General features: G+C 49.2%; 23 protein-coding genes. All 23 read right to left on the reverse strand.

All coding sequences use genetic code 11. The annotated features are described in order from the left end of the window. Nucleotides 1-36 precede the first annotated feature (36 nt). On the reverse strand, nt 37-612 hold the full coding sequence (locus BUA56_RS15595; protein ID WP_084067998.1) for a TetR/AcrR family transcriptional regulator C-terminal domain-containing protein: 576 nt from the start codon (nt 610-612) through the stop codon (nt 37-39). A 119-nt stretch (nt 613-731) separates the two neighbouring features. Beyond that, nucleotides 732-2,210, reverse strand: coding sequence for a DUF6034 family protein (locus BUA56_RS15600; protein ID WP_072853380.1), 1,479 nt, complete (start codon nt 2,208-2,210; stop codon nt 732-734). A gap of 50 nt (nt 2,211-2,260) precedes the next feature. Continuing rightward, nucleotides 2,261-3,673, reverse strand: coding sequence for a sensor histidine kinase (locus BUA56_RS15605; RefSeq protein ID WP_072853382.1), 1,413 nt, complete (start codon nt 3,671-3,673; stop codon nt 2,261-2,263). Beyond that, the gene (locus tag BUA56_RS15610; protein ID WP_072853384.1) at nt 3,670-4,335 is read right to left on the reverse strand and encodes a winged helix-turn-helix domain-containing protein; all 666 of its coding nucleotides are present in this window, start codon (nt 4,333-4,335) and stop codon (nt 3,670-3,672) included. The genes BUA56_RS15605 and BUA56_RS15610 overlap by 4 nt, the downstream gene beginning before the upstream one ends. A 92-nt stretch (nt 4,336-4,427) precedes the next feature. Continuing rightward, on the reverse strand, nt 4,428-5,747 hold the full coding sequence (locus BUA56_RS15615) for a hypothetical protein (RefSeq protein WP_084068000.1): 1,320 nt from the start codon (nt 5,745-5,747) through the stop codon (nt 4,428-4,430). Nucleotides 5,748-5,759: 12 nt separating this feature from the next. Then, a complete protein-coding gene (locus BUA56_RS15620) occupies nt 5,760-6,956 on the reverse strand; it encodes a response regulator transcription factor (RefSeq protein ID WP_072853386.1) in 1,197 nt (398 codons plus the stop codon). 2 nt (nt 6,957-6,958) lie between these two features. Beyond that, nucleotides 6,959-8,677, reverse strand: coding sequence for a cache domain-containing sensor histidine kinase (locus BUA56_RS15625; protein ID WP_072853388.1), 1,719 nt, complete (start codon nt 8,675-8,677; stop codon nt 6,959-6,961). Between the two features lie 53 nt (nt 8,678-8,730). Further along, nucleotides 8,731-9,726: a substrate-binding domain-containing protein gene (locus BUA56_RS15630; protein ID WP_158641015.1), complete on the reverse strand. Its 996-nt coding sequence runs from the start codon at nt 9,724-9,726 to the stop codon at nt 8,731-8,733. A gap of 57 nt (nt 9,727-9,783) precedes the next feature. Next, the gene (locus BUA56_RS15635; RefSeq protein ID WP_072853392.1) at nt 9,784-10,767 is read right to left on the reverse strand and encodes an ABC transporter permease; all 984 of its coding nucleotides are present in this window, start codon (nt 10,765-10,767) and stop codon (nt 9,784-9,786) included. Continuing rightward, nucleotides 10,727-12,241 carry a sugar ABC transporter ATP-binding protein gene (locus tag BUA56_RS15640; RefSeq protein WP_072853394.1) on the reverse strand — a complete coding sequence of 505 codons (1,515 nt, stop codon included), beginning with the start codon at nt 12,239-12,241 and terminating at the stop codon, nt 10,727-10,729. The genes BUA56_RS15635 and BUA56_RS15640 overlap by 41 nt, the downstream gene beginning before the upstream one ends. A 415-nt stretch (nt 12,242-12,656) precedes the next feature. Beyond that, a complete protein-coding gene (locus BUA56_RS15650) occupies nt 12,657-14,078 on the reverse strand; it encodes an aldehyde dehydrogenase family protein (protein ID WP_072853398.1) in 1,422 nt (473 codons plus the stop codon). 11 nt (nt 14,079-14,089) lie between these two features. Beyond that, the gene (locus BUA56_RS15655) at nt 14,090-15,046 is read right to left on the reverse strand and encodes a transketolase family protein (RefSeq protein WP_072853400.1); all 957 of its coding nucleotides are present in this window, start codon (nt 15,044-15,046) and stop codon (nt 14,090-14,092) included. Nucleotide 15,047: 1 nt separating this feature from the next. After that, nucleotides 15,048-15,905: a transketolase gene (locus BUA56_RS15660; RefSeq protein ID WP_072853402.1), complete on the reverse strand. Its 858-nt coding sequence runs from the start codon at nt 15,903-15,905 to the stop codon at nt 15,048-15,050. Nucleotides 15,906-15,935: 30 nt separating this feature from the next. Further along, complete coding sequence (locus BUA56_RS15665) at nt 15,936-16,946, reverse strand: zinc-dependent alcohol dehydrogenase (RefSeq protein ID WP_072853404.1); 1,011 nt, start codon at nt 16,944-16,946, stop codon at nt 15,936-15,938. 84 nt (nt 16,947-17,030) lie between these two features. Then, on the reverse strand, nt 17,031-18,407 hold the full coding sequence (locus BUA56_RS15670) for a substrate-binding domain-containing protein (protein WP_072853406.1): 1,377 nt from the start codon (nt 18,405-18,407) through the stop codon (nt 17,031-17,033). A 57-nt stretch (nt 18,408-18,464) separates the two neighbouring features. Continuing rightward, complete coding sequence (locus BUA56_RS15675) at nt 18,465-19,460, reverse strand: ABC transporter permease (protein WP_072853408.1); 996 nt, start codon at nt 19,458-19,460, stop codon at nt 18,465-18,467. Between the two features lie 35 nt (nt 19,461-19,495). Next, entirely contained in the window at nt 19,496-20,992 is a 1,497-nt protein-coding gene (locus BUA56_RS15680) for a sugar ABC transporter ATP-binding protein (protein ID WP_072853410.1), read from the reverse strand. 10 nt (nt 20,993-21,002) lie between these two features. Then, nucleotides 21,003-21,800, reverse strand: coding sequence for an SDR family NAD(P)-dependent oxidoreductase (locus tag BUA56_RS15685; RefSeq protein WP_072853412.1), 798 nt, complete (start codon nt 21,798-21,800; stop codon nt 21,003-21,005). Between the two features lie 13 nt (nt 21,801-21,813). Further along, nucleotides 21,814-22,851, reverse strand: a complete 1,038-nt coding sequence (locus BUA56_RS15690; protein WP_072853414.1) for a zinc-dependent alcohol dehydrogenase — start codon at nt 22,849-22,851, stop codon at nt 21,814-21,816. A 13-nt stretch (nt 22,852-22,864) separates the two neighbouring features. After that, nucleotides 22,865-23,695 carry an SDR family NAD(P)-dependent oxidoreductase gene (locus tag BUA56_RS15695; protein WP_072853416.1) on the reverse strand — a complete coding sequence of 277 codons (831 nt, stop codon included), beginning with the start codon at nt 23,693-23,695 and terminating at the stop codon, nt 22,865-22,867. Nucleotides 23,696-23,754: 59 nt separating this feature from the next. Further along, entirely contained in the window at nt 23,755-24,189 is a 435-nt protein-coding gene (locus BUA56_RS15700) for a VOC family protein (protein WP_072853418.1), read from the reverse strand. Between the two features lie 190 nt (nt 24,190-24,379). Further along, nucleotides 24,380-25,426 (reverse strand): uroporphyrinogen decarboxylase family protein, encoded by a 1,047-nt coding sequence (locus tag BUA56_RS15705; RefSeq protein ID WP_072853420.1) that lies wholly within the window; start codon nt 25,424-25,426, stop codon nt 24,380-24,382. An 87-nt stretch (nt 25,427-25,513) separates the two neighbouring features. Next, nucleotides 25,514-26,983, reverse strand: a complete 1,470-nt coding sequence (locus BUA56_RS15710; RefSeq protein ID WP_072853422.1) for a UbiD family decarboxylase — start codon at nt 26,981-26,983, stop codon at nt 25,514-25,516. Nucleotides 26,984-26,990: the final 7 nt, after the last annotated feature.

The following is a 26,990-nucleotide window of genomic DNA, read 5'->3' on the forward strand; positions in this document are numbered from 1 at the left end:
ATTTTGTCGCTTTTCAATGACAAATCTGACTATTTGTCATGTATGGCTATATAGTTCCCGAATCATCTCATCCAGGGGCTCTGCCACCAGCATAGTATACGCCTGGGCAACCTCCTGCGTCGTTACCTCCCACTCTGTCTTAATCCACCGTATTATTACAAAAGAACTGACCGCCGCGTAATACTCTGCTATAGAATCCGGCGTGAGAAGACGGTTGGCCATATGCTTTCCCTTCATTTTACTCTCCAGCACCCTTTTCATAATGTCCCGGAATGCCTGGAAAATTATATCCTGAAATGAATTCTGTCCCTGAATCCGTACGGCTTTTCTGTAAAAGTCAAGATCCATCTCCATTCGCCTCAGCATCAGACGGACTGCCTCTTCCATCATATTGCTCTCAATCAGGGCTTCTGCCGGCTGTATTATTTCCTCTGTAAAAATCCACTCTAAAAGGTCATACTTATCCTTAAAGTGATTATAGAAGGTAGGCCGCATCAGACCTGCTTCCTCTGTGATATCCCGGATTGTAATCTTCTCAAAAGGCATCTTAAGAATCAGCTTCTTCAGACTGTACCCCAACGCCTCTTCTGTTGTATTTCCCTTCTGGCCCATAATACCCCCGCTCTGTGGTATGCTGTCATTCTGTCCTATCTATGGATATTATACAATATCATGCCAGAAATTCAATACAAATCGTAAGCCGGCCAAAAGGCCCTTTATAATAACGGCTGTCACGGGGCATCGATTACCGTACCGTCCATGGCATTGATGATCAAAAGGGCCTGAGCCGCACTGTGAAAGCCTGCCTGGGATAAAAGATACTCCCCCTCCTCCGGATACACAGTCTCCATACTCCCGTAAAAGATCCATGCGGGGACCAGTCTGCCCTCCTGGCCATCCGCGTCCTCCGCAGTTCTTACATACCCGAGTTTTATCTGCTGCACCTGCGCAGAGGCTTGAATGTTCTGTTCCTGATAGCTTTTATATTTCTCTCCTATCATACGCTGAAATACCTCAGCTATCTCCTGGAAGGGCAGAAGATAAACTGCCTCACCGGCTCCTGCCTCAACAACATAAGGATTTTTAATCAAGACCCGCCGCAGGCCGTCATCGGTGTAGAGGATGGAAATCTCCTCCGGCTGCCAGATCTTCTGATTGGCAGAGCTCCCCTCCCCCAATCCGATCCCTCCTTCGCTCTTCCTGTCTTCTCTCAAAGTCAGGGAGGTTGCATATTTGCCCGCTTCCCGGTAATACAGGAGCGGGATCTGGTCAATTTCCCTGGTATAGTGAAGGACGAGGCCGGTTTCTGCGTCTTTCTCCTCAAAATAAGGGCTGGCCGCTTTCTGATACTCCAATTGCGCCAGGGCAAAGCCTTCATAGCCCAGCTGTTCCAGAAGGGCATTGCCCTCCCCAATGATTGTCTCAGACGGAGTTTCCATGGAAAAATCCCCCTCCTGATCAGAGACCCTGGACTCCGTAAAGTACTCGGCACACCTGGCTGTCCTGTCATAAAATCCTATCTTTTGAAGCACCTCACCCTCATCGTTGACTGTTACCATTTGAAATTCATATTCCTTATCCCCTATGGTGACATATCCCTCCAGGCTCGCCCCGTCTGCAGGTTCCGGTATCTCGATGGGAACCTCCTTCATCTCCACAGATGCCGGTGCCTTCTCGCCTCTCTTGCGGTACGCTTCTATCTCGCTGTCCAGACGCTCCCTCACCCCGGAATCCGCTTTGTCTCTCAACGCCTCCAGCTGCCGGATATATCGCTCACACTCCTCTTTGGTCATCTCTCCCGCCTGTTTTTCATCCTGATACTGCATCAGCGGCTGTCCCTGAAAGAGCACCCCTGTGACCCTGTCCAGATCCTCCTGACTGATATCTCCTGATTTTACAGGTCTTATCTCCATCTTCTCAGCTTCCGGCACCCAGATATCCGCATCCGCCTCAACCCGAAACATCCCCTCATTTGTCTCAAAAGAAGTCTGATACCTCTCCGGGGCCTGTACCTGCCCTTTTACTGTAGATACATTCTCCCCCTTTTCCTCCGCGGTGTTTTGGCTTTGGGCACCTCCCTGCACCTCATTTTGTTTTTTCTCTGTAACCGTCATCTGACTGGTAGTCTGATAACATCCCAGAAGCCCTGTCACAAGAACTCCCGCACACGCGGCTCCCGCAAGAAACTTATTTATACATCTGCTGCTCATACACTTCCTCCTTTCTCATCCCAGCATACCAGCAAGAACATTCAAAGTATTCAGGAAGTTGTAAATAAATTGTAAGCGTCTGTAAAAAGAATACGGGCTACCGTGCCGCAGCCGGGAGAGCTCTCGATTTCAAGGCTGGCCTTGTGGATATGGGCAATTTCTTTGCACAGGGCAAGCCCCAGTCCAATCCCGCCCTCTTTTTTAGTTCTCGCCTTGTCAACCATATAGAAAGCCTCTGTTACCTTTGAAACCTCGTCCGGGGGGATTCCCCTCCCCTCATCGATCACCTCGATCTTGTGATCCTTTGCCTCCATCCAGATACTGCCTCCCGGCCTGGAAGCTTTGATGGCATTATCCACAAGGTTTACCAGCAGGCTTTCCATGAGATCGCTGTCCATGGGGATCTTCTCCATCCGGCAGTCCATGGAAAACTGTATCTCCTTCTCCCGGAGGTGTTCCTTCTCCACATGGGCAACCCTTTGAAACAATTCCTCCACAGAGCCAAGAGTCAGATGAATCGTATCATTTACATAAAGTCCGGTGAGGCTCATCATCTTGCCGGACAGCCGTTCCAGGCGGCAGCATTCCTGGTAAATATAGGAGAGGGCCTTCTCTCTCTGCGCCTCCTGCAGCTTTACATGGAGCAGCGTATCCGCATACCCCATGATGGAGGTCATGGGCGTCTTTAATTCGTGGGTCAGACTCCCCAAAAGCATCTTCTGTTTTTCTGTAATCTCCTGCAGCTGGGTAATCTGTGTTTCCACCTGCTCCGCCATCTGATTAAAAGCCTCTCCCACCACCTGAATCTCATCCCGGGAAGTTACGGGGACCCGCTCCTGGTACTGCCCCCGGCTGATGGCCAGGGATGCTTTCTCCAGATTGTACAGAGGCCTCAGGGCAAGCCGGGTCAGAATGCCAATGCCGGCTGCTGCCAGAAATGATACCAGCAGATAAACGCCTCCGAACAGCACCGCCTGCTTTTCAATCCCTGTAAAAACCTGGGTAATATCCTTTGCCGTCAGAATATACGTTTCCTCCATTCCCTCCACGGGCCTGGCCATTAGGAGAATGTACCTGTGATTCAGCTTTTGAATCTCATAATCCGGATGATTGCTGTCCCAGGGGCTAAGCTTGTCCAGAATCCCTGTATCAGACACCTGAAACTCTGTGAGATTTATCACAGGCTCCCTATTTTGTATCAGAGCATAATCCTTCCCGCAGCACTTCCTGAACTGAAAGTCCAGAAAAGATGCTTTTACCGTACCGCTCATTTCCAGGAGTTCATTGGATTTGCAGAACTGTTCAAAGGCGTATCCCACGCCCTCCATCTGCTTTCCCTCATTAAACACTCTCTGCCCGATGCTGTAGCCGCCCATCCGGACAATGGTAAAGCTCCCGCAGATCCCCAGAGCCAGCAGAAGTATGCCTGTAGTTAGTATGGATATCTTTTTCCAAAGCTTCATTCACTATCCTCCAGGCGGTATCCCAGCTTGGGAATGGTCTTTATCTGGTCCTTCAGACCCAGTTTCTTTCTCAGCTGGCCCACGTGTACATCCACAGTCCGGGTCTCCCCCATATAGTCACTGCCCCACACCTGCAGCAGCAGCTGCTCTCTGGTAAACGCCACATTCTTATTCTTTACCAGCAGCAAAAGCAGATCATACTCCATGGGTTTCAGGATGACACACTCCCCGTCTTTTCTTACCTGATGGCTGTCCAGGTTAATTTCAATCCCTCCGAAGCTTAGTACCTCCTTCTGCCGTCCGGTCCTCTCCAGGACCTTTTCTATCCGCACCAAAAGCTCCAGCACCTCAAAGGGCTTTACAATATAATCCTCAGCCCCCTCCCGAAGGCCTTTTACTTTAGAAGCAACATCTGACATAGCCGTAAGGTATATGACTGGAATTGCCCTTTTTTTAAAGCATTCCATTAACTCAAATCCATTCCGGCCGGGCAGCATAATATCCACAAGGGCCAGATCCAGCTCCTTCTCATTCCACAGTGCCTGCTCCGCGGCGTCTCCTTCGTAAACCGGGAGAGTCTCATATCCGGCCACCTCCAGGTTCATACAGATCAAATCTGAGATTGCTTTTTCATCTTCCACAACCAGAATCCTGTTTTTCATCTCTGTCTCTCCTCTGTTTTTCAAGTTAAGGCTATTTTACCACAGAGAGGAAGATAAAAAATACAACAAAATGTAAACAGAGAGGTTCCTCACTATCCGTAGACTCTGGCAATCTCCTCCCGCATAATTTCTACCCACCGAACGGCATTCTTCGGCTGATTTCCAAGTGTATTATTGTCTTTCATTATAAATTCACAGATCCCGCCTCTTGTCTCCTCCACCGCTCTTCTGCAGTCTCTTCTCACCACATCCTCATTCATAACAGGCATCGCAAGGGGGGTGGGCATAGGTTTTACAGAGGCAATATAGTCTTTTCCCAGATATTCCGGCACTTTTGACCAGTCTGCCCATGGGGAAACCGACACCCTTCTAAGGTTGGGCAGCTGCTTCACATAACTCCACCGGGGATCAAAAGGCTCACAGCACCCATAACAGGTAAGGGCAAACCTTTCCAGTATTTTTTTGTGTCTGGGCAGGATAAACTCCCCATACAATTCCGGGTTCATAGAAACCGTCTCCTGGCTGTCACAGAACCCCCACATGTCCTGTGTCGTCACCGTCTGCCCCTCTTCCACCCGGGGAATCTCATCTGTAAACCCGAATCCGCCGCTTCCCACATAGGTTCCCTCCGTATTCTGGGCCAATAAGCCGCCTTTTTCCAAATCATCCAGCATCTGCAGCTTCCCTTCACACAGAAGATCCAGCATACGTTCGGCCCATTCAGGCTCTGCTATAAAATCACACATGAAATCTTCCATCCCCCTAAGATTTACATAATCCCAGCAAAGTCCCAGGGTCCACCACCAGGTATTTTTTCTGCGGACTTTTAAAATACCATCAAAAATCTCATGCGCCAGATTCATCACCCGGTCGGATTCCGTCCAGTCGATGGTGTATCTTGGGTGATGCAGTTTTTGGAAGTCGCGCTCATACTCCTCAATCGCCTGCTTGACAATATAGCTGCCGCCATTTTCACCCCCGATTTTTTCCAGCGGAACTCCCCATCCGGAATCCCAATAGCTGTAGGGAACATCAAAATACGGTTCTATCACTTTGTCGTCCCTCATTTTTTCTGCCCAGAAAATCTGCTTTCTCAGCGCCATCTCCCAAACTCTTGCCAGGGGTTCCCGGCACTGCAGCGTAGAGGCCGGTATGCACTCATTCCATCCGTTTTCCGGATCGATAAACACAACCGGCCGATCCGTTTTCAGATCATTGTGCAGCCTCCACAGCTCTTTCTTCTCCTTCATATCCGGCCGTTCAGAGATTTCTGCCACCTGACCGGCCAGCCTCCTTAGAATTTCTTTTTCATCCTCTGTAAATAAAAAGGTAGTACCCATTGCCTTTAGTTCCGGATAACCGGCTGCTGTCTGCTCTGTAGCCGGATCTCTTTTATGTTCTAATAATCCCATTAACGTCCTCTCCTATCTTTCTCTGCTCTGCCTGTAGTCCGTGGGAGACACATCCAGTATCTTTTTAAATGCCGCGCAGAAATAATGCTGAGACTTGTACCCCACCTTCTCTGCCACCTCATATATCCGCAAATCTGTCTGCTCCAGCAGCACAAGCGCCCTCTGCATACGTATCTTAGTCAGATAATCTATCAGCGTTGTCCCCATCTCTGCCCGGAATAAACGGCTGAGATATGCCGGGCTTACACCGCACCATTCTGCAGTCTGCTGGGCGGAGACATCCGAATCACTGAAGTTTTCCTCAAGAAACTTCCTGGCCTGCAATACAAGACCTGACAAATGCTTCCTGTCCTCTTCTTCCCAGCCCTGATAAATCAGAAACATAGATTCAGGGCCTCCGGCTCTGGCCACCCTGGTCTGCAGCTGCGTTTTCATACAGTCATTCACCACAGCCTTAAGCTCTGCATCTGCTGCATACATCTGGTTTTCATCCTTCATATCCAGAAATAGAAACAATCGATCAAAGGCATCGAAAAAGGTATACACAGTCCCATAGTATCCCAGCACCTCCTCCGAGATATTCCGCAGTACAAACTGCCAGAGCTGCCTGTCCCAATCTTTTTGGATAAATAAGTCATCCGTGCCGGACGGAGTTATTCTCCACAGACACAAATCTCCGGAAAAACTGATTTCATGGAAGGAAAGGGCCTCCCTGATTTCCTCTGCATCCAGGGCACCCATCAGAATCTGGTTGAGCACTCGTTCCCGTAAAAGGGGAAGATGCTCCTTCAGCATTTTCTCCGCCTGCCTCATGTGCACATTTTTATTTCTGCGCTCTGTTATTACAGCCTTTGCCCTGTCTATAATATCTTTCAGCTGTTCTTCATTTACCGGTTTCAGAATATAGTCAAAAACCCCCATCCGCACTGCCTGCCTGGCATATTCAAATTCATCATATCCTGTAATAATGATACAGATGGTATCCGGATGCTCCTCATATATTTTTTGAATCAGATCCAGCCCATTCAAAAGCGGCATACAGATATCAATGAGACAGATATCCGGCTGTTTGGCACATACTTCCTGAATGGCACATTCCCCGTTAGGCGCAGAACCGCATATTTCCATTCCCATCTCTTCCCATGGCAGCGCCTCTGCAAGTCCCCGCCTGATCTTTGGTTCGTCATCTGCTATTAAAACTTTCAGCATACTCAGTCCTCCTGTATTACCGGGTGGCATATTAGTGCAGTTGTCCCTCCGTTTGGTTCACTTTCCAGATATAGTCCATAGGGTTTACCATAATTCAGTACAATCCTCTGATGTACATTCACCACTCCGTATGCACCGTTTGACTCCGGTTTAAAATGCTCCAGCAGGCCCCGAACCTGCTCCAGCTTTTCCTCTGCCATTCCTAACCCATTGTCCTCAACCGCCATAAAAATCTGGTCTTGTTCCCGCCATACATGAATAGTAATCTTTCCCGCCGCCCCGCTCTCTTTAATGCCATGGTAAATGGAATTTTCCACTAAAGGCTGCAGGATCAGTTTCTGTACTTTCAGCTCTTCACAGTTTTTAGCCACATGAATCTCATAGGAGATCATCTCCTCATACCGCACCTTTTGTATCTGCAGATAGCTTGTCACATGCTGTATTTCCTGTGCCACTGTTATGATTTCCCTGCCCTTTGACAGCGAGATGCGGAATAAGGTGGATAACGCATCTATAGTTTCCACAATATCTGCAGCGTGGTATGACTTTGCCATCCAATGAATCGTATCCAGCGTATTGTATAGAAAGTGAGGCTTAATATTAGCCTGCAAAGCTTCCATCTCTGCCTTGCGTTTTGCTTTCTGCTCTGTATATACTTGCTTTACATAGTTATTCAGCTGCTGAATCATGACATTAAAGCCATACCCCAGCTCCGTGATTTCCTCCGGTGCTCTCTCATCAAAATGGACGGTCAGATCGCCGTCCTCCGCCTTTTTCATCAATGCCCTGAGCGTTTGGATTGGCCTGACAATAGACCCTCCCACCTGAATGGACACCACAGCCATTATCAGGGTAATCACAAACAGCATTACCGCCAGGAGACTTTTCAGTGTATTAATCTGTCCCAAATATTCTGTCATAGGAACAACTCCGATAATCTGCCAGTGGTTTCTCTGGTTATACACCTCTACCTGGATATTATCTTTCTTAAATTGAGGAATAATGCCTACCACAGGGGAGTAGACCGTTTTTCCCTCTTTGTTAAGGATATAAACGTAAGACCCATTGCGGCTTAAGATATTGGACATAGATCTCTCCAGCACCTGACTGTACATCTCTACGCTTACCGCTCCTATATATTCTCCCCTGCTGTTAAACATGCCCCGGCACACGATTAGCATCTCAGAGTTCCTGGGTTCCATCTCCTGGTAAATCTGTTCATTGGCCCTGAAATTAAGCACATGGGCTGTTTTCTGTTCCCGGCTGCACAGCTGGTACCATGGCTGCGCTTCCGCCTCTGCATAAATCAGCTCCTCCTGATCCGTAGAGTACTGAAAACCGTTCTCATAGGAGATAACCACACGGGCCACCTGCTCCACACTTGTGCGGTAATAATTAAGCAGCCGGTACATTTTTTCTTTTCTTTCAGAATCACCGTTATAACTGCCTATGTCCTGAATTTCTCCGATTTCCTGTATCTGTCTGTCTCTGGAAATAAAGTAGGCCAGGCTGTCATAAGACTTAAACTGCTGATCGATATTATAGTTGATCAGATCCAGCGAATCCTTCGCATTATTCGCTGCCAGGTCCATGATGCTCTTTTTATACGCTGCCTGCATGGTCAGAGACAAGATGACAATAGGAACCAGAATGATCCCGACAAAATACACCATAAGCCGGGTACTGATACTGTTTTTTCTCACTTTTTTTCCTATTATCATCTGTCTGCCTCTCCTGCAAAGGTCTGCCGGATTCTGCAGACCTTTTTTCTTTTCTATCTATAGTTATCTACACTGTCTGCACGCACGCCTTCATAGGGAATATAGTAATTATTCTCCAGGGTTTCTCCGCCTGCGGCTTTAATCGCTACATCCACACATTCACTGCCCTGCTTCTCTGCATTCTGGAAGACCGTACCTGACATGGTTCCCTTTTCCACCGCATCCAAGGCCTCTCCCTGAGCATCAATGCCATATACCTTAATCTTGCCTGTCATCCCTTTTTCCTCAATTGCCATCACGGCGCCCAGTGCCATAGCATCGTTCTGGGCTACCACGGCATCAATCTCTTTTCCGGAGGAAAGCCAGTTTTCCATGAGAGACATTCCGTCTTCTCTGGACCAGTTGGCGGTTTGTTCCGCAACAATCTCGATGTCCGTTCCCTCAATTGTCTTCTTCAGACCGTCATAACGGCCAATCTGTGCATCATGCCCCATCTGGCCAAACATAACAACTATATTTCCCTTTCCCTGCAGATCCTCTACTACCATTTCTGCCTGGATCTCTCCGGATTCTACGGCGTCAGAGCCTACATAAGTGCTGGCCTGATCCTGGTTTGAGGTGGTGGAAATCAAAGTGATAATAGGGATCCCTGCCTCCTTTGCCGCCGTCACAGCAGGTGCACAGCCATCCGCTGATATGGGGTTCATAACAATCACGTCTACCTTCTGGGCAATAAAGTTTTCTACCTGTCCCACCTGTTTTTCTGCATTCATCTGGCCATCAGCCACCTGGATATTGACACCTGCCTCTTCTGCCCTTTTCTTAAATGCGTCGCTCAGCCGAACAATATATTCGTCCGACAGTCCCTGGAACGTTACCCCTATGGTAATCTCTTCTTTCCCGGAGTCATCTGCGCTCTCCTCAGACGCTTTTTCTTCTGTTCCCGTTTTTTCTTCCTCTTTGCTCTCTTTTGCCGTATCACCGCAGCCCGCAAGACCTGCTGCCAGCATTGTGAGTACTAACATCTTTGCCATCCATTTTCTTCTCATTTTCATACCTCCATTTTATATGATTATTTCCCTTTGTGGAATACAAAGTTCTTTCCATTATTTTTTACTGCTTTTTGTCTGCACATCCAGCAGCACTGCCAGAACAATAATGATACCTTTGATGATCTGCTGATAATATGCCGATACATTCATCAAGTCCAGCCCATTGCTTATCATTGCCATGAGCAGCGAGCCAATCACTGCGCCATATATGGTTCCCACACCTCCTGAAGTACTGACACCCCCGATGACAGCCCCGGCAATGGCATCCAGTTCATATCCTTCCCCCATCGTCGGAGTTCCGGACTGGATTCTCCCCGCCAGCATAATTCCTCCAAGACCAGCCAGTGCCCCGGCAGCGGTATAGACGATAAGCTTCACACGCTGCACCCGGATTCCCGACACATGAGCTGACTGTTCATTCCCTCCTACCGCATAAACATGACGGCCGAATTTGGTCTTATTCAGAATAAAGGCAGTTACTATAACAACCGCGACCATAATAATAACCAGCATAGGAATTCCCAGTACTTTTCCGCTGCCCATAAAGATATAGGCGGCTGACAGACCAAAAACGGGAGTGGCATTTGTCACAAGGAGTGCCATCCCTCTGGCTGCCTGCTGCATTCCCAAAGTGGCAATAAAAGCAGGGACACGCCCTTTGGATACAATCAGCCCGTTTATAAAGCCGCATAACATGCCAACCAGGATTGCTGTTAAAAATGCTGCCGGCATATTCGTTTTATCTGCCAGGCCGAACATGGCCGAAGTCACCCCGGCCAAAGCCATGATAGAACCCGATGAAAGATCCATCCCTCCGGTTATGAGGCACAGTGTCTGGCCAATGGCTATTACAGCCACAGTAGATGCCTGCTTTAAAATATTCAGCAGATTGGACGGGGTAAAAAACGCCTGGTTTGCAATGGACAGCACCAGGAAAATAACCAGAAAAATAATATAAATCCCGTATCTGGAAATAATCGTTTTTATATTCTTCTTCTCACTTAGCATCTTCAATATTTTCCCCCAATCCTGTTGCATATTTCATAATTGCCTCCTGTGTCATTTCATTTTTTTTCAATACTCCTGTGATACGGCCCTCATGCATAACCAGTGTCCGGTCACAGATTCCCAGGATTTCCGGAAGCTCTGAGGAAATCATCAGGATCGCCTTCCCGCCCGCCGCCAGCTCTCTCATAATACTGTAAATCTCGTATTTTGCCCCCACATCAATTCCCCTGGTAGGTTCGTCCATTATGAGAATTTGCGGATTCGACATGAGCCATCTGGCAATAATCACCTTCTGCTGATTCCCACCCGAAAGATTCCTGATTCCCTGATTTCTGGAAGGGGTCTTAATATTGAGCTGCCGGATTCTCTGATCCACCCCCTCATTTTCTTTCCTGCTGTTAATCACCTGCCCCCACCGGCAGAATTGCTTCAGGGTGAGGATACTCATATCCTTTTTCACTGTAGTTTTCAGATTCAGCCCCGACTGCGCCCTGTCTTCAGTGACAAAGGCCAATCCGGCACGAATTGCATACCGGGGACTTTTTATAGAGAGCCTGGAGCTCCCTATATAGATTTCTCCGCTGTCCGCCCGCCGCAGTCCGAAGATCGTCTCTACCAGTTCACTTCTTCCCGCTCCCATAAGCCCTGCAATTCCCAGAATCTCACCTCTTCTGAGCGAAAAGTCCACGCCGTTAAACAGAGAACCGCTGCTCAGAGCTTTGACTCTTAAAATCTCCTCACCCAGCTCATGGGGAATCTTTGGGGGGTATACATCCTCTATACTCCTCCCTACCATCTTTGCAATAAGCTCATTGGCTGTCAGATGGGACGCTTCATAAGTACCCACAGTTTTTCCGTCCCGCATTACCGTGATCCGGTCTGCAATGCGGAATATCTCATCCATTTTATGGGATATGTAAACAATCCCTATGCCCCGGGAACGGAATTCCCCAATCACCCGGAAAAGGGCATCCACTTCTTTATCAGAGATAGCCGAAGTGGGTTCGTCCATAATTATAACTTTGGCTTTCATAGAAACAGCTTTTGCAATCTCTACCATCTGCCGTTTTGCCACAGACAGTTCCCTCATTTTTAGATTGGGATCAAGCTCCAGCCCCAGCTGCTGCAGTGCATTCTGTGCTTCGCGCTTCATAGCCTTCTTATCATACAGAATCCCCCTGCCTATCTCTCTTCCCAGAAATATATTCTCCGATACCGTCATATCCAGCACCGTATTCAACTCCTGGTGTATCATAGCAATGCCGTTTCTCATGGCATCCATAGGGGACTGAATCACAGTCTTAGCTCCATACAGCCGCATCTCCCCTTCGTCAGGGTGATATATCCCATCCACAATCTTCATAAGCGTGGATTTACCGGCTCCGTTTTCCCCCATAATGACATGCACCTCTCCGGGGCTCACCTTCAATTCCACCTTATCAAGCGCCAAAACACCCGGAAATCTTTTCGTAATGTTTCTAAGCTCCAAAAGATACTCTCCCATCAATTCACCTCCTACCATAAAGTATAGAGAATTCAGGAAAAAAGTATTTATTATAATATGACAAGGTTGTCCACTATTTTGACCTTATACCGTAGAGAAACAGAATTTCTCCCGGTAAAGAACATTTATATAATGAATATCGCCGCTGATCTGCAGCTAAAGATAAGGCCGCTGGAAATAAGCATCAAACAGCCGGCCATAGGAAATGTTATTCAAAATATGTTAAGAAAAGCCTCAAAAAAACGCCTGTAAACTGACATACATGCAGTTTCTGTGAGTTTATTTTCGCCTAATATGCTGATTAATTATGGTAAGGGACAAGTTTTCCCTCTTCCAATAACCAGGTGACATAACTGCAGCGCCGGGGGCCACCTCTGGCCCCCGGCGCTGCAGTTATGTCACCGTCCCCCTCTCTTTAATGCTGAACCGTAACCCATTTCAATTCCGTATATTCCTCCGCTGAAAATGAGCTGTTCTCCCGCCCTACACCGCTCATCTTCACGCCTCCGAAGGGCGCACGGGTGGAGCCTACCACTGTAGATTCATTAATATGCACCATCCCCGCTTCTATCTCCTCAGAAAGGGAGAGGGCCAGCGTGATATCATTGGTCAGAATGGAACTGGACAGGCCATACTCATTATCATTGCACAGTTCCACCCCATGCCGGGCATCTTCTGCGCAGATTACACATACCACCGGTCCGAAACATTCTTCATAGAAAATATCCATCTCTTGGGTGACATCCTTTAAAAGCGTTGGTTCGTAAAAAGCGCCCCTGTGCTTTCCCCCGGCAAGAAGCTTTGCCCCTTTGTTCACCGCATCTTCTATCAGACGGTCTAAAACCTGGCACTGTTTTTCGTGAATCAGTGGACCAACGATTGTCTCCGGATCGTGGGGATCTCCCATGACGATCTTGCCCGTTTTCTCCGCCATCACCTCACAGAACTTTTCATAGACAGGTTCCTCGGCAATGATTCTGCTGGTGGCCATACAGATCTGTCCCTGGTGGAAATATCCACCGAATACAGCAATATCCGCCGCTTTATCCACATCAAAATCCTTTAGTATCAACATAGGGTTCTTCCCTCCCAGTTCCAGGGAGTACCGTTTCAGAGAGGAGGCAGCCTGCACGGCAAGCCTCTGTCCCACCTGGCTGGAACCTGTAAGGGCAACCATCCGCACCCTCCTGTCTGCGGTCAGGGCGTCGCCCACCACCCTCCCGGACCCCGGAAGGACGCTGAGCACGCCTTTGGGAAGTCCGGCCTTTTCAAAGCACCTGGCAATCACAAGGCCGGATAAGGGCGTGCAGGACGACGGTTTCAGAATAAAAGTATTCCCCATTGCAATGGCGAAAGCCACCTTATTGATTGCCAGAAATAAAGGATAATTAAACGGGGCGATTCCCACCACCACTCCCAGCGGATTTCTTGTGTAGTAAGAAAGGTGATTGGGGTATTCTCCCTGGATTACCCCTCCCGATATACGGCAGCATTCCCCGGCAGCGGTCCGGATTAGTCCGGTGCAGCTGGCAATCTCTGCAGTAATCTTTGTGAGGGAGGATCCGCTCTCGTCAATCAGCCACGGTATATACTTTTCTGCGTCTTCCTCCAGGCAGTCGGCAGCTTTTAAGAGAATGGCTTCTCTTTCCTTGGCCAGGGAGTGTCCCCAGCTTTTCCGGGCTTCATAGGCGCCCCGAAGGGCCTCCTCCACCTCTTTTTCCCCCGCTGCCCTCACCCGGCAGAACACTTCTCCCGTTGCAGGATTAACGTTATCAATCCATGCTTCTTTTTCAGGGCGGACCCACTCCCCATTTACAAACAGGTCAAATTCTCTCATTCTCTTTCCCCCTATTTTATCATGTCACGCAAGGCTGCGATAGTTCCCTCCAGGCCGAATCCGTATTTGTCATAAAGCTCCGGTCCGTCTCCAAATCCCGGGAATACCTGGGGGATACCCATACGGGTAAACCTGCAGTCCAGATTCTTATCTGCAATTACCTCTGCCACAGCGCTTCCCAGGCCGCCAATGGTGTAATGGTCTTCCAGTGTCAGGATCGCACCGGTGTCACGGGCCGCTCTCACAATGGCTTCCTCATCAATGGGCTTCAGGGTATGCATGTCCAGTACTCTCACGGAGATCCCTTCTTTTTCCAGTGAATTGGCCGCGTCAACAGCCTGAGCCACCATAACCCCGCAGGCTATGATGACCGCATCCTTTCCGGGCCTTGTCTCGATAGCCTTCCCAACCTGATAGGTTACCTCTCCGGGCTGGTACACCACAGGTTCGCCTTTTCCTCTGGCAAGACGTATATACACCGGGCCGGGATGGTTCTCGGTAGCCAGCAGCACATCCCTCACAATCCCCGGATCCCCCGGAACGATGAGGGTCATATTGGCCATAGATCGCACAATTCCCAAATCCTCCATGGCATTATGGGTGGATCCCCCGGTGGAGGTAAGCCCCCCGTTGGTCGCTATGATGCGCACCGGGAGATTCTGGTAGCAGATATCTGTCCGGAGCTGTTCGCAGGCGCGCATAGAGGCGAAGGTGGACATTGTGGTGGCATAGGGGATATTTCCCTCAAGGGCAAGTCCCGCCGCCATGCCAAGCATCGTCTGTTCTGCTATGCCTGCATTGATAAATCTCTCCGGGAATGCCTTTTTGCATCCTTTTACACTGCAGGTACGCATCAAGTCTGCTGTCAGCACATAGATTTTCTGATTTCTCTCACCCATTTCCTGAAGAGTATCTCCGCAGATTGTTCTGGATGCCGCGAATTGGCCAAAATTAAACGTTACACCCATATTACTCACCCCTTTCCTTATCCCAGGCTGCCCGTATCTCTGCAAGCGCCTTATTCATATCCTCCTCACTGACAGAGCCCGCATGCCAGTCAGGATTATTTTCCATAAAGGAAACGCCTTTTCCTTTTACCGTCCGGCAGATAACCACTGTGGGGGTATCCGACTCGGGAGAAGGCAGCTGATCCAGAGCATCCACCAGCTGAGCCATATCGTGCCCGTCAACCTCCACCACATTCCAGCCAAATGCCTTCCACTTATCCCCGTAGGGTTCCATCTTCATCATGTCTTCCGTAAAATCATCCAGCTGAAGACAGTTCCTGTCTACAAATGCAACCAGGTTTCCCAGCTTATACTGATGGGCGTTCAGCGCTGCTTCCCAGGTAGTTCCCTCCTGGGATTCCCCGTCGCCCAGAAGAACAAATACTCTGTGCTTTTCCTGGTTTACCTTTGCGGAAAAGGCCATCCCGCATCCAATGGGCAGTCCGTGCCCCAGTGACCCGGAAGAGGTTTCCACTCCGGGCAGATTGACCTTGCAGGGATGCATTCCGTATGCACTGTTCAGCTGTCCGTAGGTCTTCAGAATCTCATCAAAATCAAAAAATCCCTTCAGCGCCATAGCGATGTACATTCCTACCGCACCGTGTCCCTTACTGAGGATAAAGCGGTCCCGGCCCGGCATCCTGATATCTTTTGGGTCTACATGCAGCCCATAGTGGTACAGGGCAATCATGATATCTGTCATAGACAAATCTCCGCCTATGTGAACGCTGCCCTCAAAAGTTCCGCACAGTGTGAGCAGATTCACCCGCATCTGATACGCTTTTTCTTTTAAACTCATTACAACTTGTGTGTCGGCCATATATATTCCTCCTTTCTGGAATTTGCCTGTTTAACATTCTAGTAAAATCTTAGGATATCTGGACTCCTGAAATAACGCAAAGGCATCCAGCGCCTGTGCCAGAGGAATTACCTTTCCGATAATTTTCTCCGTCTGTACCCTGGGAATGAGGTTAATTGCCCGGGGAAACAGATAATGGCTTGTAAATACTGTCTGAATACTGGCCTCCTTCATATAAAGTTTATAGAGATTCAGAGGCATCTCATACGCAGGGGGAAACACTGCAAAATATGTTACTTTGCCGCAGTGAGCCACAAGGTCAAGGCATACATTGGCCGCCTTTGGCGAGCCCGACACTTCAAATACGTGATCAAACCCATTTCCCTCAGTAATCTCCATGCTTCTCTTCTCCAAATCATCATGAAAGGGATCCAGCGCATACTCCGCGCCCATGTCCAGCGCCAGCCGGCGCTTCTCAGGCACGGGATCAATGGCTGTTATCCTGGCGCCCCCTGCCAGAAGCACCATATTCAGCAGTATGGAGCCTATACCGCCGATCCCGGACACCGCCACGGTCTGTCCATGTTTGATTCCCGCCAGATCCATGGCGCGTATGGTGCACACGGAAGGCTCCACCAGGGAATACTTCTTTAAATCCGCATCCGCGGGTATCTTATATACTGCGCTGATGTCTGTGACAATATATTCACTGAATGCCGCTACCGGCGCTGCCTGAAGACAGTACTGGGGCAGCCCCTTTTTGCACATGGGGCACTTTCCGCACACTGCCACCGGCGCCACCACTACCTTGTCCCCGATCCGGTAACCGTAATCCCCGGTTCCTTCTCCCAGCTCAGTTATCACACCCGATGCCTCATGCCCCAGGGGAATCCCCGGCTGAGCGCCCAGAACCCCCATGGTCACCATATGCACATCTGTGGCACAAAGAGCGGCATAGGCTGTCTTTATCTTAACCATTCCGGGACGTACCTCTGGGATATTCACCTCCCGGACCTCAATCTTATCCTTTGCTGCAAAATACACTGATTTCATTTTTTCCATACGCTTCACCCGAAGTCCCTTTTGTCTTTAGGCAGGAGATAAACTACCTCCTGCCTAAGAATTCATTCCCTATATTTCACCGCACTATTTGCTCTGTGCCTCTTCTCTGATCTGATCAATGGTTTTCCACTCAAAAGGAAGCACCTTGCAGTACTGCAGATCCGGATCCTCATACTCTTTCCAGTTTTCCTTTGTGATAGCTCCGTTTGGAAGATCTGATGCGGCCGGAAGGTTGCTTGCGTCGTATCCTTCCTCAAACATCATATGAATCAGATCCACTGCAGCGGAACCGTTTAAGTTCGGGCTGTTGTATCCGGTTACCAGCATCTCTCCGCTCTCCAGATACGGGAACATTTCTTTTCCGCCGTCTGCGGCGCAGGCTACATAGATATCTTTTCCGGGTGTGAGACCTGCATTTTTGATTGCCTTGATTGCCCCGGCGCCCATGGGGTCACAGGCTGCCATAATTAAATTTATGTCAGAGTTTCCGGCGATAATATCTTCTGCCGCTGCAAGTCCGCCCTCATTTGTCCAGTCACCCTGACCCTGGGCAACAATTTCAAAATCCCATTTGTCACTGCTGAATTTTCCTTTATCTCTCAGCTCGCTGAACAGATCATTTGCCTCCAGGTATGCGTCTTCCTGGCAGGCGTAAGGATTGCCCTGCTGTTCTGCGCGTTTGTACAGAATTCCTGCGATCATGCCGTTGATGCGGCTCTCATCAATGGTGTGTCCCATCATACCCAAAATCGCTGCTGCCTTAATATGCTGATCCTTGAAGAACTCACCCATATAGAGTCCGGATTCCCAGCCGCCGAAGTAGTTGTTGGCAAGGATAGAAGTAACCACCGGCACGTCCTCTGCAAAGTCTACACCGGCACCGATAACCGGAATTCCTGCTTCCACCGCTCTTTTTACATCTGCTGCCGCTGCTGTAACGTCCATAGGATTCAGGATAATCGCATCATATCCGGCTGTAATCATGGATTCCACATCCGCGCTCTGCTTGGAAATATTGCCGTCCGCGCACAGCATAACCAGCTCATACCCATAATCCTCAGCCGCCTTTGTTGCACTGTCAATCATCTCTGTAAAGAAAGAGCTTCCCATCTGGCCCATAGATAAGCCAATGGTAAGATTTCCTTTTTGCTCCTTAGGCAGTGCCTTGTCAATATCCTTTCTGTCCTTCATAGCAGGAGATACCAGCCCGCTCAGGGCATTTCTCTCAGTAAGCTTGTAGATCTCGTGTAAGTCACCTGTATCGGCAGTGTCCTCCGCCTTGGTGTCACTGGCTGCCGTGGTATCGGATTCTTCTGCTTCTGTCTCCTTCGTTTCTGCTGCCGGTTCTTCTTTCACCTCATCAGAGCTAGCCTTGGTGTCCCCGCAGCCTGCCAGGGAACCTGCTACCATCCCCACTGTCAGTGCCATTGCCAATAGTTTTCTTACTTTCTTTTTCTGCATAAATCCTTCTCCTTTCATTTACGCTTTTTTATTAGTGAATTCATTTCACTCCCTTTGTTACTGCTTTTTGTTTCCTATACTTTTCAAGAGAACTGCCGCAATGATGATCACACCCTTTGCAACCTTCTGGGGATAAGCAGCAATACTCAGCAGGTTCATGATATTTCCTATCAATGCCATAATCAGTACACCGATGATGGTATTTACAACAGATGCCTTTCCGCCCTCCAGATTCGCACCGCCGATAACCACGGCAGCAATTGCGTCCAGCTCGTATCCGCCGGATACGGTAGCCGGGGTTCCGATGGCTGCCCGGCAGGTAACAAAGATTCCTGCAAGTGCACTGAGCGCACCGCAGATGGTATATGCCGCCGCCTTGTAGAGGTTCACATTGATACCGGACAGGCGCACTGCTGTCTCGTTGCTTCCGGACGCTATGGTAAGACGACCGTAGGAAGTCCATTTGATTAAGAATACGAACAGCAGAATCACAATCAGCGTTACGTATACAGCAACCGGCACTCCCAGAAGCGGATCTTTAATTTCCGCAAACGCAATAAGAGCATCTGTGGCAGGAGTGGACGGCAGACGGATGGGCTGTCCGTTTGTGAGAATGTAGGCCAGTCCCTGGGCCATTGTCATAACAGCCAGAGTGGCAATGAATGCCGCCATCTTAAAATACGCTACCAGCACACCGTTCAGCAGTCCTATGACTCCGCCCACAAGGGCAGTAATCACAACACACCCGAGAAGTGCGGGAACTGAGGTAATGCTTTCTTTTGTGAGAAGCAGGGCGATAACCACACTTCCCACCCCCAGAATTGCACCGCAGGACAGGTCAATGCCCCCGGTCATAATGACAAGCATGCACCCGATCCCTACCAGGGCATACGGCACCTGCTGCCTCAGTACATTCACAACGTTTCTCTGGGAAAGAAAATTCGGTGACAGGCAGCTGGCAATTATAATCAGTAAAACAAAGATGATAATCGCATTGTTTTCCTTAAAAAACTTCTTTAAATTAAATTTATTTGCAACTTTTGCCTCGCTCATATTCGCATCCTCCGCTTTTATAATCCTGTAGAAGCCTATACCCCCATAGAGTAAGAGATTAGGTTACTTTCCGAAAAGTCTTTCTTATCCAGTTCTCCGGTGACTTCGCCGCCCCTCATGATAATCACCCGGTCACACATCCCCATAATTTCCTGCATCTCGGAAGATATCATCACAATAGAATAGTTTTTGGCAGCAAAATCATTGATAATTTTATAGATCTCTCTTTTTGCACCTACATCCACACCCCGGGTAGGCTCATCCAGCAGCAGTACTTTACAGTCTGAGGCCAATAGCTTTGCAATTGCCACCTTCTGCTGATTTCCGCCGGACAGGCTGGACACATCATTTTCTATACTTCCCACCTTGATAGACAGCTGCTCTACCATATCGTTGATATACGCGGTCTCCTTCTTTCCCGAAAGCTTCCCGAAAGCTGTCTTAAAAAGCTTCAGACACCCCAGGGTAATGTTATTTCGGATCGGAAGATCCAGCAGTACTCCCTGGGTTTTTCTGTCTTCAGGCAGCAGTCCTATCCCGTTGTGTATGGCATCCCTGGGGCTTCGAATGGTTACTTCCCTGCCATCCAGATAGATTTTTCCGGAATCCCTTTTATCCTCTCCGAAGATAGCCCGGATGGTCTCTGTCCTTCCCGCCCCTACAAGACCGTTGATTCCCAGAACCTCTCCCTGGCGGACCTCAAAAGAAACGTTGCTGACTTTCCCTCTGACACTGATATTTTCCACTTTGAAATTTACCGGTCCTATCCGGACCTCCCTTTTGGGATAATAGTCCTGAAGCTCTCTTCCTACCATTTTATTGGCCAGCTCCTGTTTTGTAATAGAAGAGGTCTCCACCGTGTCAATGTAGGTGCCGTCCCTCATAATGGTTATTCTGTCGCACAGCTCCATGACCTCTTCCAGACGGTGGGAGATATAGATGATGGCAACTCCCTCCTCCCGCAGTTTCCGCAGCAGACGGAACAAGTGCACGACCTCATTGTTGGAGAGCACGGAGGTAGGCTCGTCCAGTATCAGTACAGAAGCATTTCTGGACAGGGCCTTGCAGATTTCCACCACCTGCTGGTATGCCACCGTCAAATCACCTACCTCATCCGTTGCTTTTATATCCGAAAATCCTGTCTCGTTCAGATATTCCTGCGCCTTTTTCCGAAGCTCCTTCCAGTTGATAATCTTACTGTCTTTGTTCAGACTGTCGATGAAAATATTTTCAGCTACGGTCAGATCGTTTACCAGCATCAGCTCCTGGTAGATAATGGAGATTCCATAGGCCATTCCATCCTTGGGACTTTTTATATTGGCAAGTTTGCCTCCTATGTATATTTCCCCCTCATCCTTTTCCAGGGATCCGGCCAAAATCTTCATAATTGTGGATTTTCCTGCCCCGTTCTCTCCCATGAGCGCATGAATCTCACCCTTTCTCACCTTGAGAGAGACGTTGTCCAAAGCCACAACTCCGCCGAACCGCTTGCAGATGCCGCGCATATCTACCCAGTTTTCTGAATTGCTCATAGCGCACCTCCTATCTCGCCAGCATATATCCTCCGTCTATGGTAAGGACTGCTCCTGTAACCTGTTCTGCCGCCTCGCTGGCCAGGTAGACAGCCGCAGCCCCGATTTCTATGGGTTTGCCAAAACGCCCGGTGGGAGTGCAGGACAGCCAATAATCCGTCCATCCCTTCGTCTCTCCCTCATCCTTCACTCCCGTTACCAGATTGGTCTCTGTATATCCGGGAGCGATTGCATTTACCCGTATACCATACTGTGCCCATTCATAGGCCAGGCACTTGGTCAGCCTGTCCCCGGCCGCTTTGGCCGCGTTGTAGGAACAGCTTTTCTGGGGGATATTCACAATCCTGGAAGAATTGGAGGTGATATTAATGATCCGCCCTCCCTTCTGTTCCTTCATCTTCAGCCCTGCATAATGGCACATAAGAAATGTTCCGTTTAAGTCTACGTCCAATACCCGGTACCATCCGCTCAGATCATCTGTGTCTTCCATCGGGTCAAAGGGAGTGGCAATCCCGGCATTGTTTACCAGCACATCAATTCTTCCGTAATCCTCAGCCACTTTGGCAACCACTCTTTTGGCATCCTCCTGCTTTGTCACATCCCCTTCATAGGCCCGGTGGACACCGCCGAATTGCTCTAGCTCTTCTATGGTCTTAGCAGCGCTTGCCTGATTTCTGCACATAATAGCAACACTGGCTCCGCTCTGCGCCATAGCCAGGGAGATTCCTTTTCCAATTCCCTTATTTCCCCCGGTTATCAGGACCACTTTCTCCTTCAGGGAAAATGCATGTTCCAAAGACTCTATCATAAAAGCTCCTTTCTCACTTGGTACAGTCAAAAACCAGCTTTGCATATTTTCCTGATTTCTGATCCGCGTAGGCCTGCTTACACTCATCCAAAGCATATATCTTTTCCACCACCGGCTTAAAATTCATCTGGGGAAGCATATTAACAGCCCTGGGGAAGGATTCCTGGGCCAGATACATTCCCTGGATTCTCAGCTCTTTCCGGTAGGTGTACTCCAGAAGATTCATAGACATTTCATAGTCCCTCCGGTACATGGACATGAATACCAGATGTGCTCCCCTGGCAGCAAAATCCAGGGTTTTTCTGGCCGCGGGTCCGTTTCCGGAGGACTCAATCACTGCATCAAAGCCTTTATTGCCCGTAATTTTCTGCACCTGCTCTTCAATATCCGGATCCAGAGGATTAAGCACGTAATCGGCGCCCATCTCTAACGCTCTTTTTCGCTTTCCCTCCATAGGCTCCAGCACGGTCACCCGCCCTGCGCCGCTCCGTTTCAGAAGCTGGGTCATCATAAGGCCGATGCCGCCCCCGCCTGAGACAGCCACGTGAGCCCCCAGCCGGAAGTCCGCCAGTTCCACTGCCCGCACCGCAATATTAAAGGGTTCTGTCAGTGCCGCGTCCAAAAGACTTACCCCTTCCGGCAGCTTATATACCTGATCCTCATGCCATACGATGTACTCCGCCTGGGCAGCCCCCAGGCCCTCTGCATGTTCGCAGAACTGAGATTCCCCTCCAAGACAGTAGTCACAGGAACCGCAGGTCCGGTAAAAATTGCCTGTTACTTTATCCCCTACCTTCAGCCCTTTGCGGTTTGCCTTTGGTCCCAGGGCCTCAATGGTCCCGGAAAGCTCGTGTCCGCAGGGCGATGGAATAGGAAGATCAAAATATCCCTCCAGCAGATGGGGATCGGAACCGCACACAGAGGCATACGCTACTTTGATCAGAACCTCGTCCTCATTTACAATCTCCGGCTTCGGTACCTCCATACAGGCTACCTCTCCCAGCTCTTTGGTGCTCTCATTAAATGCTTTCACCAGCATAACTGCTTTCATCCCTGCTCCTCCTTTACCAGATGGTCACTCCGCCGTCTATTAGAAAATCACTCCCTGTTGCATACGAAGACAGCTCAGAAGCCAGAAATACAACAATTCCCATAATCTCATTCAGGGACGCAAAGCGGTTCATAGGGACCGCATCCCTTACAAATTCCTCCAGAGGAGCCATATCCATATCATCGTGCAGACCGGAGAGAATCATTCCGGGGCTGATGCTGTTGCACCGGATGCCGTCCTCCACATAGCTGACTGCCATAGACTTGGTGAACTGAATCACACCTGCCTTCGTGGCGGCATAAACGGCCATATGCTGACTCATATCCTTTCTGCTCCCTTTATTGATGATGTGCCCTGACATCGAGGCAGTATTGATTATAGAGCCTCCGTTTCCCAGCTCTTTCATCTTGTTTGCCGCGATCCGGTTAACCAGAAACATTCCTGTAAGGTTAATATCTACCACACGCTTCCATTCCTCCAGGGAAATACCGGAGGGACTGTCGCTGCGTCCCGCAACACCGGCATTGGAGAATACAATATCCAGCCTTCCAAACAGCTCTGCTGTCTCCCGGATCATTCTTGTCACATCTGCTTCGTCCGCAACATTTCCCATGCACTTCCCCGTCTTTACGCCGTACCGTTTTTCGATTTCTCTGCAATTCTCTTCGAGAATCTGTGCCTTCTGGGGAATATCCATCAATACAACATCCGCTCCGGCCTCCGCCAGTCCGGCCGCACAGGATCTTCCGATCCCCCCGGCCCCTCCGGTCACAAGGGCTGTCTTTCCCTTCAGGGAGAGCATCTCATAGATACTCCTCAGTTCTGCAATCTGCAATGGTTTCATACTCTTTCTCCTTCCTGTTTTATCCTGCCTTCTCTATCCATACATCCTAATTTGCACTCTTAATCCTGCAGCTCAATTAAATTTCCGTCCGGATCCTTTAAAAATGCCCAGTGCTCCTCCGGGGTGGCTCTTCTGTCCGGAGGAAAGAAAAAGTAAACCCCGTCTGCCTTCATAGTTTCGTAAGCCTCAAAAATATTTGGAACACGCAGGCAGATATGAGTATAGCCAGGCTGGTTCCAAACCGTCTCGTCCCCTTCTTTTTGCGGATGAAATTGAAACAGCTCCAACACAATCCCATCCGGGGATTTTAAGAAACAAAAATCCGAAAAAGCTCCCGCCGACAGCCGGTACAGCCCATTGTGGGAACTGATAAATTCTTCTGAAAACACATCCTGAAATTCCAGCTGAAACCCGAAATACTTTGTATAAAACTCAATGGTTCTGCCAATATCCCGCACCGTAATTCCCACATGCAGAAACTTAGATACGCTCATATGCCATTTCCTCCCTGTTAGCCTGTCTGTTCTGTTTCTTTACAACATTTTTACTAGATTTATATAGAGTTACCTGTTTTTTTTATGCACTTTGCATATCTTTTAAGGTAATTATAGTATTTTCAATCATTTTTACAATTCGAATTTCAGGAGAGATCTATTCCTTGCGGGAATGAATCCCTGAACTACCTCAGGAGTTAGCCTTTGTTCCGTCCTCATGTGCCGCGGTATATGCCGTCCGGGTCATCTGCTCTGGTTTTTCAGGAGGACAATAGCCGGCTTTCTCCCATAAAGGAGCATTATACTCATACAAGGCGTCCACCAGTGGACCGGTGATCCCGGGATCGATCATGGCCGGCTCCGCCACCCAGCTTCCTCCCGGTGCCATTAACCTGATGCGGTATAAGCACTCCTCGTACCGTTCCCGGTATCCTGCGCCCTGCCTGTCCAGAATCCCCTGGTTATCGAATCCTCCCACAAAACAAATCTGCTTTCCATACTTCTTTTTCAGCTCATAGGGATGGTTGCTTAACTGCAGGGGATTTAAGGCGTCTATTCCCAGCTCTATAAAATCATCCATGAGAGGCGCAATATAGCCGCAGGAATGATGTTCGTACAGCATGCCCTGGCTGTGTACTGCATCCACAATTCGTTTCAAATAGGGTTTTATCATCTTTCTCCAGGTTTCCAGAGACATAAACATTCTGTCATTGGATCCGTAGTCGTCGTGGAACTGTATCTTATCAGGTTTATAGTATTGAGCGATTAAATTTATTTCCTCTATCCGGTAATCGGTGAGCGCTCCCAGAAGATCTCCGGCTGCCTCTTCTTCCATCAAAAGACCGCACAGGGCATCCTCCACCCCTGTCATAGCGTGAAACTGCTCGAATAAGCCATTTATTATAATCACACTGCTAAGCTTGTTCTCCCTGTCCCACTGTGCGGTATCCTCCCTGGCGCCCCTCTCCCAGTCATAGCTTTTGGGATCCGGAATCTTCAGATGCGTTCTCCACTCTGTGATATCCTCCAGTCTCTTTGTTCCCCTGGTCACCATAGGCCCCTCCATCCCCTCTTCGAAGGTCCAGGATATGCCGAAGGCATCTACGGTAACACCGTAACCCTTTGGTCCCTCCATCACGATTGTGGGAAGACAGGTATCCTGGTCTGTGGTCTGGCTTGGCACCCACAAAGGCTCCTCATGCCGGTAGGCCATTAATATATTTTCTTTGGCATTCATTACTTATCCACTCCTTTATTTGCGAAAAGACGGCCCCGGATCGTTTCCTAAGGCCGCTTTCTCATACGGGATTCTGTTGTCAGCTGTTTATAGTTCCGGACACCATTTCCTGTAATCCACCTCCAGGAACTTGGATCTCTCAAACCTTTTTTTCTGAGCATACGGCACCGTACAGTCAAAGATCATCTTGCAGGAAATGCCGTTGTCCCTCAGTGCCAGATTGTACTCCATCTTCTGGGAGGGATCCAGAGGATGGCATCTGACTCCAGGGATAAAGATGGTGTCGATGTCCCCCTGGTATCTGGTATTCATGGCAAACAATACATCATTCATATCAAAGGGATCTACATCCTCATCCACGATAAAAATATGCTTTAATTCTGAAAATGCGGAAAATGCAAGCAGGGCAGCCTGTCTCTGCCGGCCCTCGTCACTCTGGGTCCTCTTCTTAAACTGAAGCACTGCCATATATTTGCCCCCTCCGGCAGAACAGCAGTACACGTTCTGAAGACGGCCGGGCATTGCCCGCTCTACCATCTGTATGATACTGGCCTCTGTGGGAATGCCAGCCATATTTACATGCTCCTCGCTGGGTCCGATGCAGGTCTGCATAATGGGATTCTCCCTGTGCGTGACGGCTTTTACCTTGATAAGGGGAACTGCCTGATTGGCATTTCCCGTATACCCCGGGAATTCTGGCATGGCCTTCCCTGTATTGGTATTGATATCCTCCCGGATATAGGAGTCAGGAATTAATTCTCCCTCAATGACGTATTCTGCATTGGCAATGCATTTTTCTTCTATGGTGAGACAGTTGGTCAGCCGCACCGCAGAATTTCTGATGGCCCCTGCCACGGAGAGCTCATTGAATCCGATAGGCGTTGTGGGCGGCTCAAAGCATGCGGCAATTTCGATGGCAGGATCCACCCCGATGCTGATGGATATGGGAAGGGGTCTGCCCAGAGCCTCCGCCTTTTCCCGGAAAGCCCCCAGATGTCTGGCGCCCGGAACAAAATACATGGAAATGGTGTCTTCGCTCTGCAGACAGAGCCTGTGGATTGTAATATCCGATTCCCCCGTCTCAACATCCGAAGCATAGCACATACCCATGGTGATATACGGACCCGCATCCTCCGGCGTATTGGTAGGCGCCGGCAGAATCTTTCTGATGTCAAACCCTTCCTCAGCGGCAAAATGTTTTACCTCCTGACAATCAGCCTCAGCATTTGAGATAACTACCGGCCGGATGGGATGTTCTACCGCCTCCTTCAAAAGAAAGCCGAGGCGTTCCGGTTTTTCCCCAAGAAGAAGTCCCACTCTTTCTCTGGACGCCAGAAGACCAATCAGCACTCTTGCATCCTCATGGCCTGTGACCTGATTAAACATCAGGGCCGGACCTTGTTTTGTGGGCCTTTTCACGGTTCCCCCTGCTCCTACATACCGATAGATCCCGGAAATCTCCGCATGGGGTTTTACCGGAACATCGGTTTCCATATATTGACCCGGAACCTTTTTTAATAATTCGATGGCAGCTCTAAGACTATTATACTTTGGCATACCCTCA

This window comes from Lactonifactor longoviformis DSM 17459 (assembly GCF_900129135.1).
GTDB lineage: Bacteria > Bacillota > Clostridia > Lachnospirales > Lachnospiraceae > Lactonifactor > Lactonifactor longoviformis.

Bases quoted from the DNA above. Each gene is read 5' to 3' on its own strand.
- BUA56_RS15650 (WP_072853398.1), bottom strand. From the start codon at position 14,078: ATGAGAGAATTTGACCTGTTTGTAAATGGGGAGTGGGTCCGCCCTGAA.
- BUA56_RS15625 (WP_072853388.1), bottom strand. From the start codon at position 8,677: ATGATAATAGGAAAAAAAGTGAGAAAAAACAGTATCAGTACCCGGCTT.
- BUA56_RS15660 (WP_072853402.1), bottom strand. From the start codon at position 15,905: ATGGCCGACACACAAGTTGTAATGAGTTTAAAAGAAAAAGCGTATCAG.
- BUA56_RS15705 (WP_072853420.1), bottom strand. From the start codon at position 25,426: ATGAATGCCAAAGAAAATATATTAATGGCCTACCGGCATGAGGAGCCT.
- BUA56_RS15605 (WP_072853382.1), bottom strand. From the start codon at position 3,673: ATGAAGCTTTGGAAAAAGATATCCATACTAACTACAGGCATACTTCTG.
- BUA56_RS15670 (WP_072853406.1), bottom strand. From the start codon at position 18,407: ATGCAGAAAAAGAAAGTAAGAAAACTATTGGCAATGGCACTGACAGTG.
- BUA56_RS15600 (WP_072853380.1), bottom strand. From the start codon at position 2,210: ATGAGCAGCAGATGTATAAATAAGTTTCTTGCGGGAGCCGCGTGTGCG.
- BUA56_RS15635 (WP_072853392.1), bottom strand. From the start codon at position 10,767: ATGCAACAGGATTGGGGGAAAATATTGAAGATGCTAAGTGAGAAGAAG.
- BUA56_RS15685 (WP_072853412.1), bottom strand. From the start codon at position 21,800: ATGATAGAGTCTTTGGAACATGCATTTTCCCTGAAGGAGAAAGTGGTC.
- BUA56_RS15675 (WP_072853408.1), bottom strand. From the start codon at position 19,460: ATGAGCGAGGCAAAAGTTGCAAATAAATTTAATTTAAAGAAGTTTTTT.
- BUA56_RS15655 (WP_072853400.1), bottom strand. From the start codon at position 15,046: ATGGGTGTAACGTTTAATTTTGGCCAATTCGCGGCATCCAGAACAATC.
- BUA56_RS15665 (WP_072853404.1), bottom strand. From the start codon at position 16,946: ATGGAAAAAATGAAATCAGTGTATTTTGCAGCAAAGGATAAGATTGAG.
- BUA56_RS15620 (WP_072853386.1), bottom strand. From the start codon at position 6,956: ATGCTGAAAGTTTTAATAGCAGATGACGAACCAAAGATCAGGCGGGGA.
- BUA56_RS15710 (WP_072853422.1), bottom strand. From the start codon at position 26,983: ATGCCAAAGTATAATAGTCTTAGAGCTGCCATCGAATTATTAAAAAAG.
- BUA56_RS15640 (WP_072853394.1), bottom strand. From the start codon at position 12,241: ATGGGAGAGTATCTTTTGGAGCTTAGAAACATTACGAAAAGATTTCCG.
- BUA56_RS15700 (WP_072853418.1), bottom strand. From the start codon at position 24,189: ATGAGCGTATCTAAGTTTCTGCATGTGGGAATTACGGTGCGGGATATT.
- BUA56_RS15610 (WP_072853384.1), bottom strand. From the start codon at position 4,335: ATGAAAAACAGGATTCTGGTTGTGGAAGATGAAAAAGCAATCTCAGAT.
- BUA56_RS15595 (WP_084067998.1), bottom strand. From the start codon at position 612: ATGGGCCAGAAGGGAAATACAACAGAAGAGGCGTTGGGGTACAGTCTG.
- BUA56_RS15680 (WP_072853410.1), bottom strand. From the start codon at position 20,992: ATGAGCAATTCAGAAAACTGGGTAGATATGCGCGGCATCTGCAAGCGG.
- BUA56_RS15615 (WP_084068000.1), bottom strand. From the start codon at position 5,747: ATGGGATTATTAGAACATAAAAGAGATCCGGCTACAGAGCAGACAGCA.
- BUA56_RS15690 (WP_072853414.1), bottom strand. From the start codon at position 22,851: ATGAAAGCAGTTATGCTGGTGAAAGCATTTAATGAGAGCACCAAAGAG.
- BUA56_RS15630 (WP_158641015.1), bottom strand. From the start codon at position 9,726: ATGAGAAGAAAATGGATGGCAAAGATGTTAGTACTCACAATGCTGGCA.
- BUA56_RS15695 (WP_072853416.1), bottom strand. From the start codon at position 23,695: ATGAAACCATTGCAGATTGCAGAACTGAGGAGTATCTATGAGATGCTC.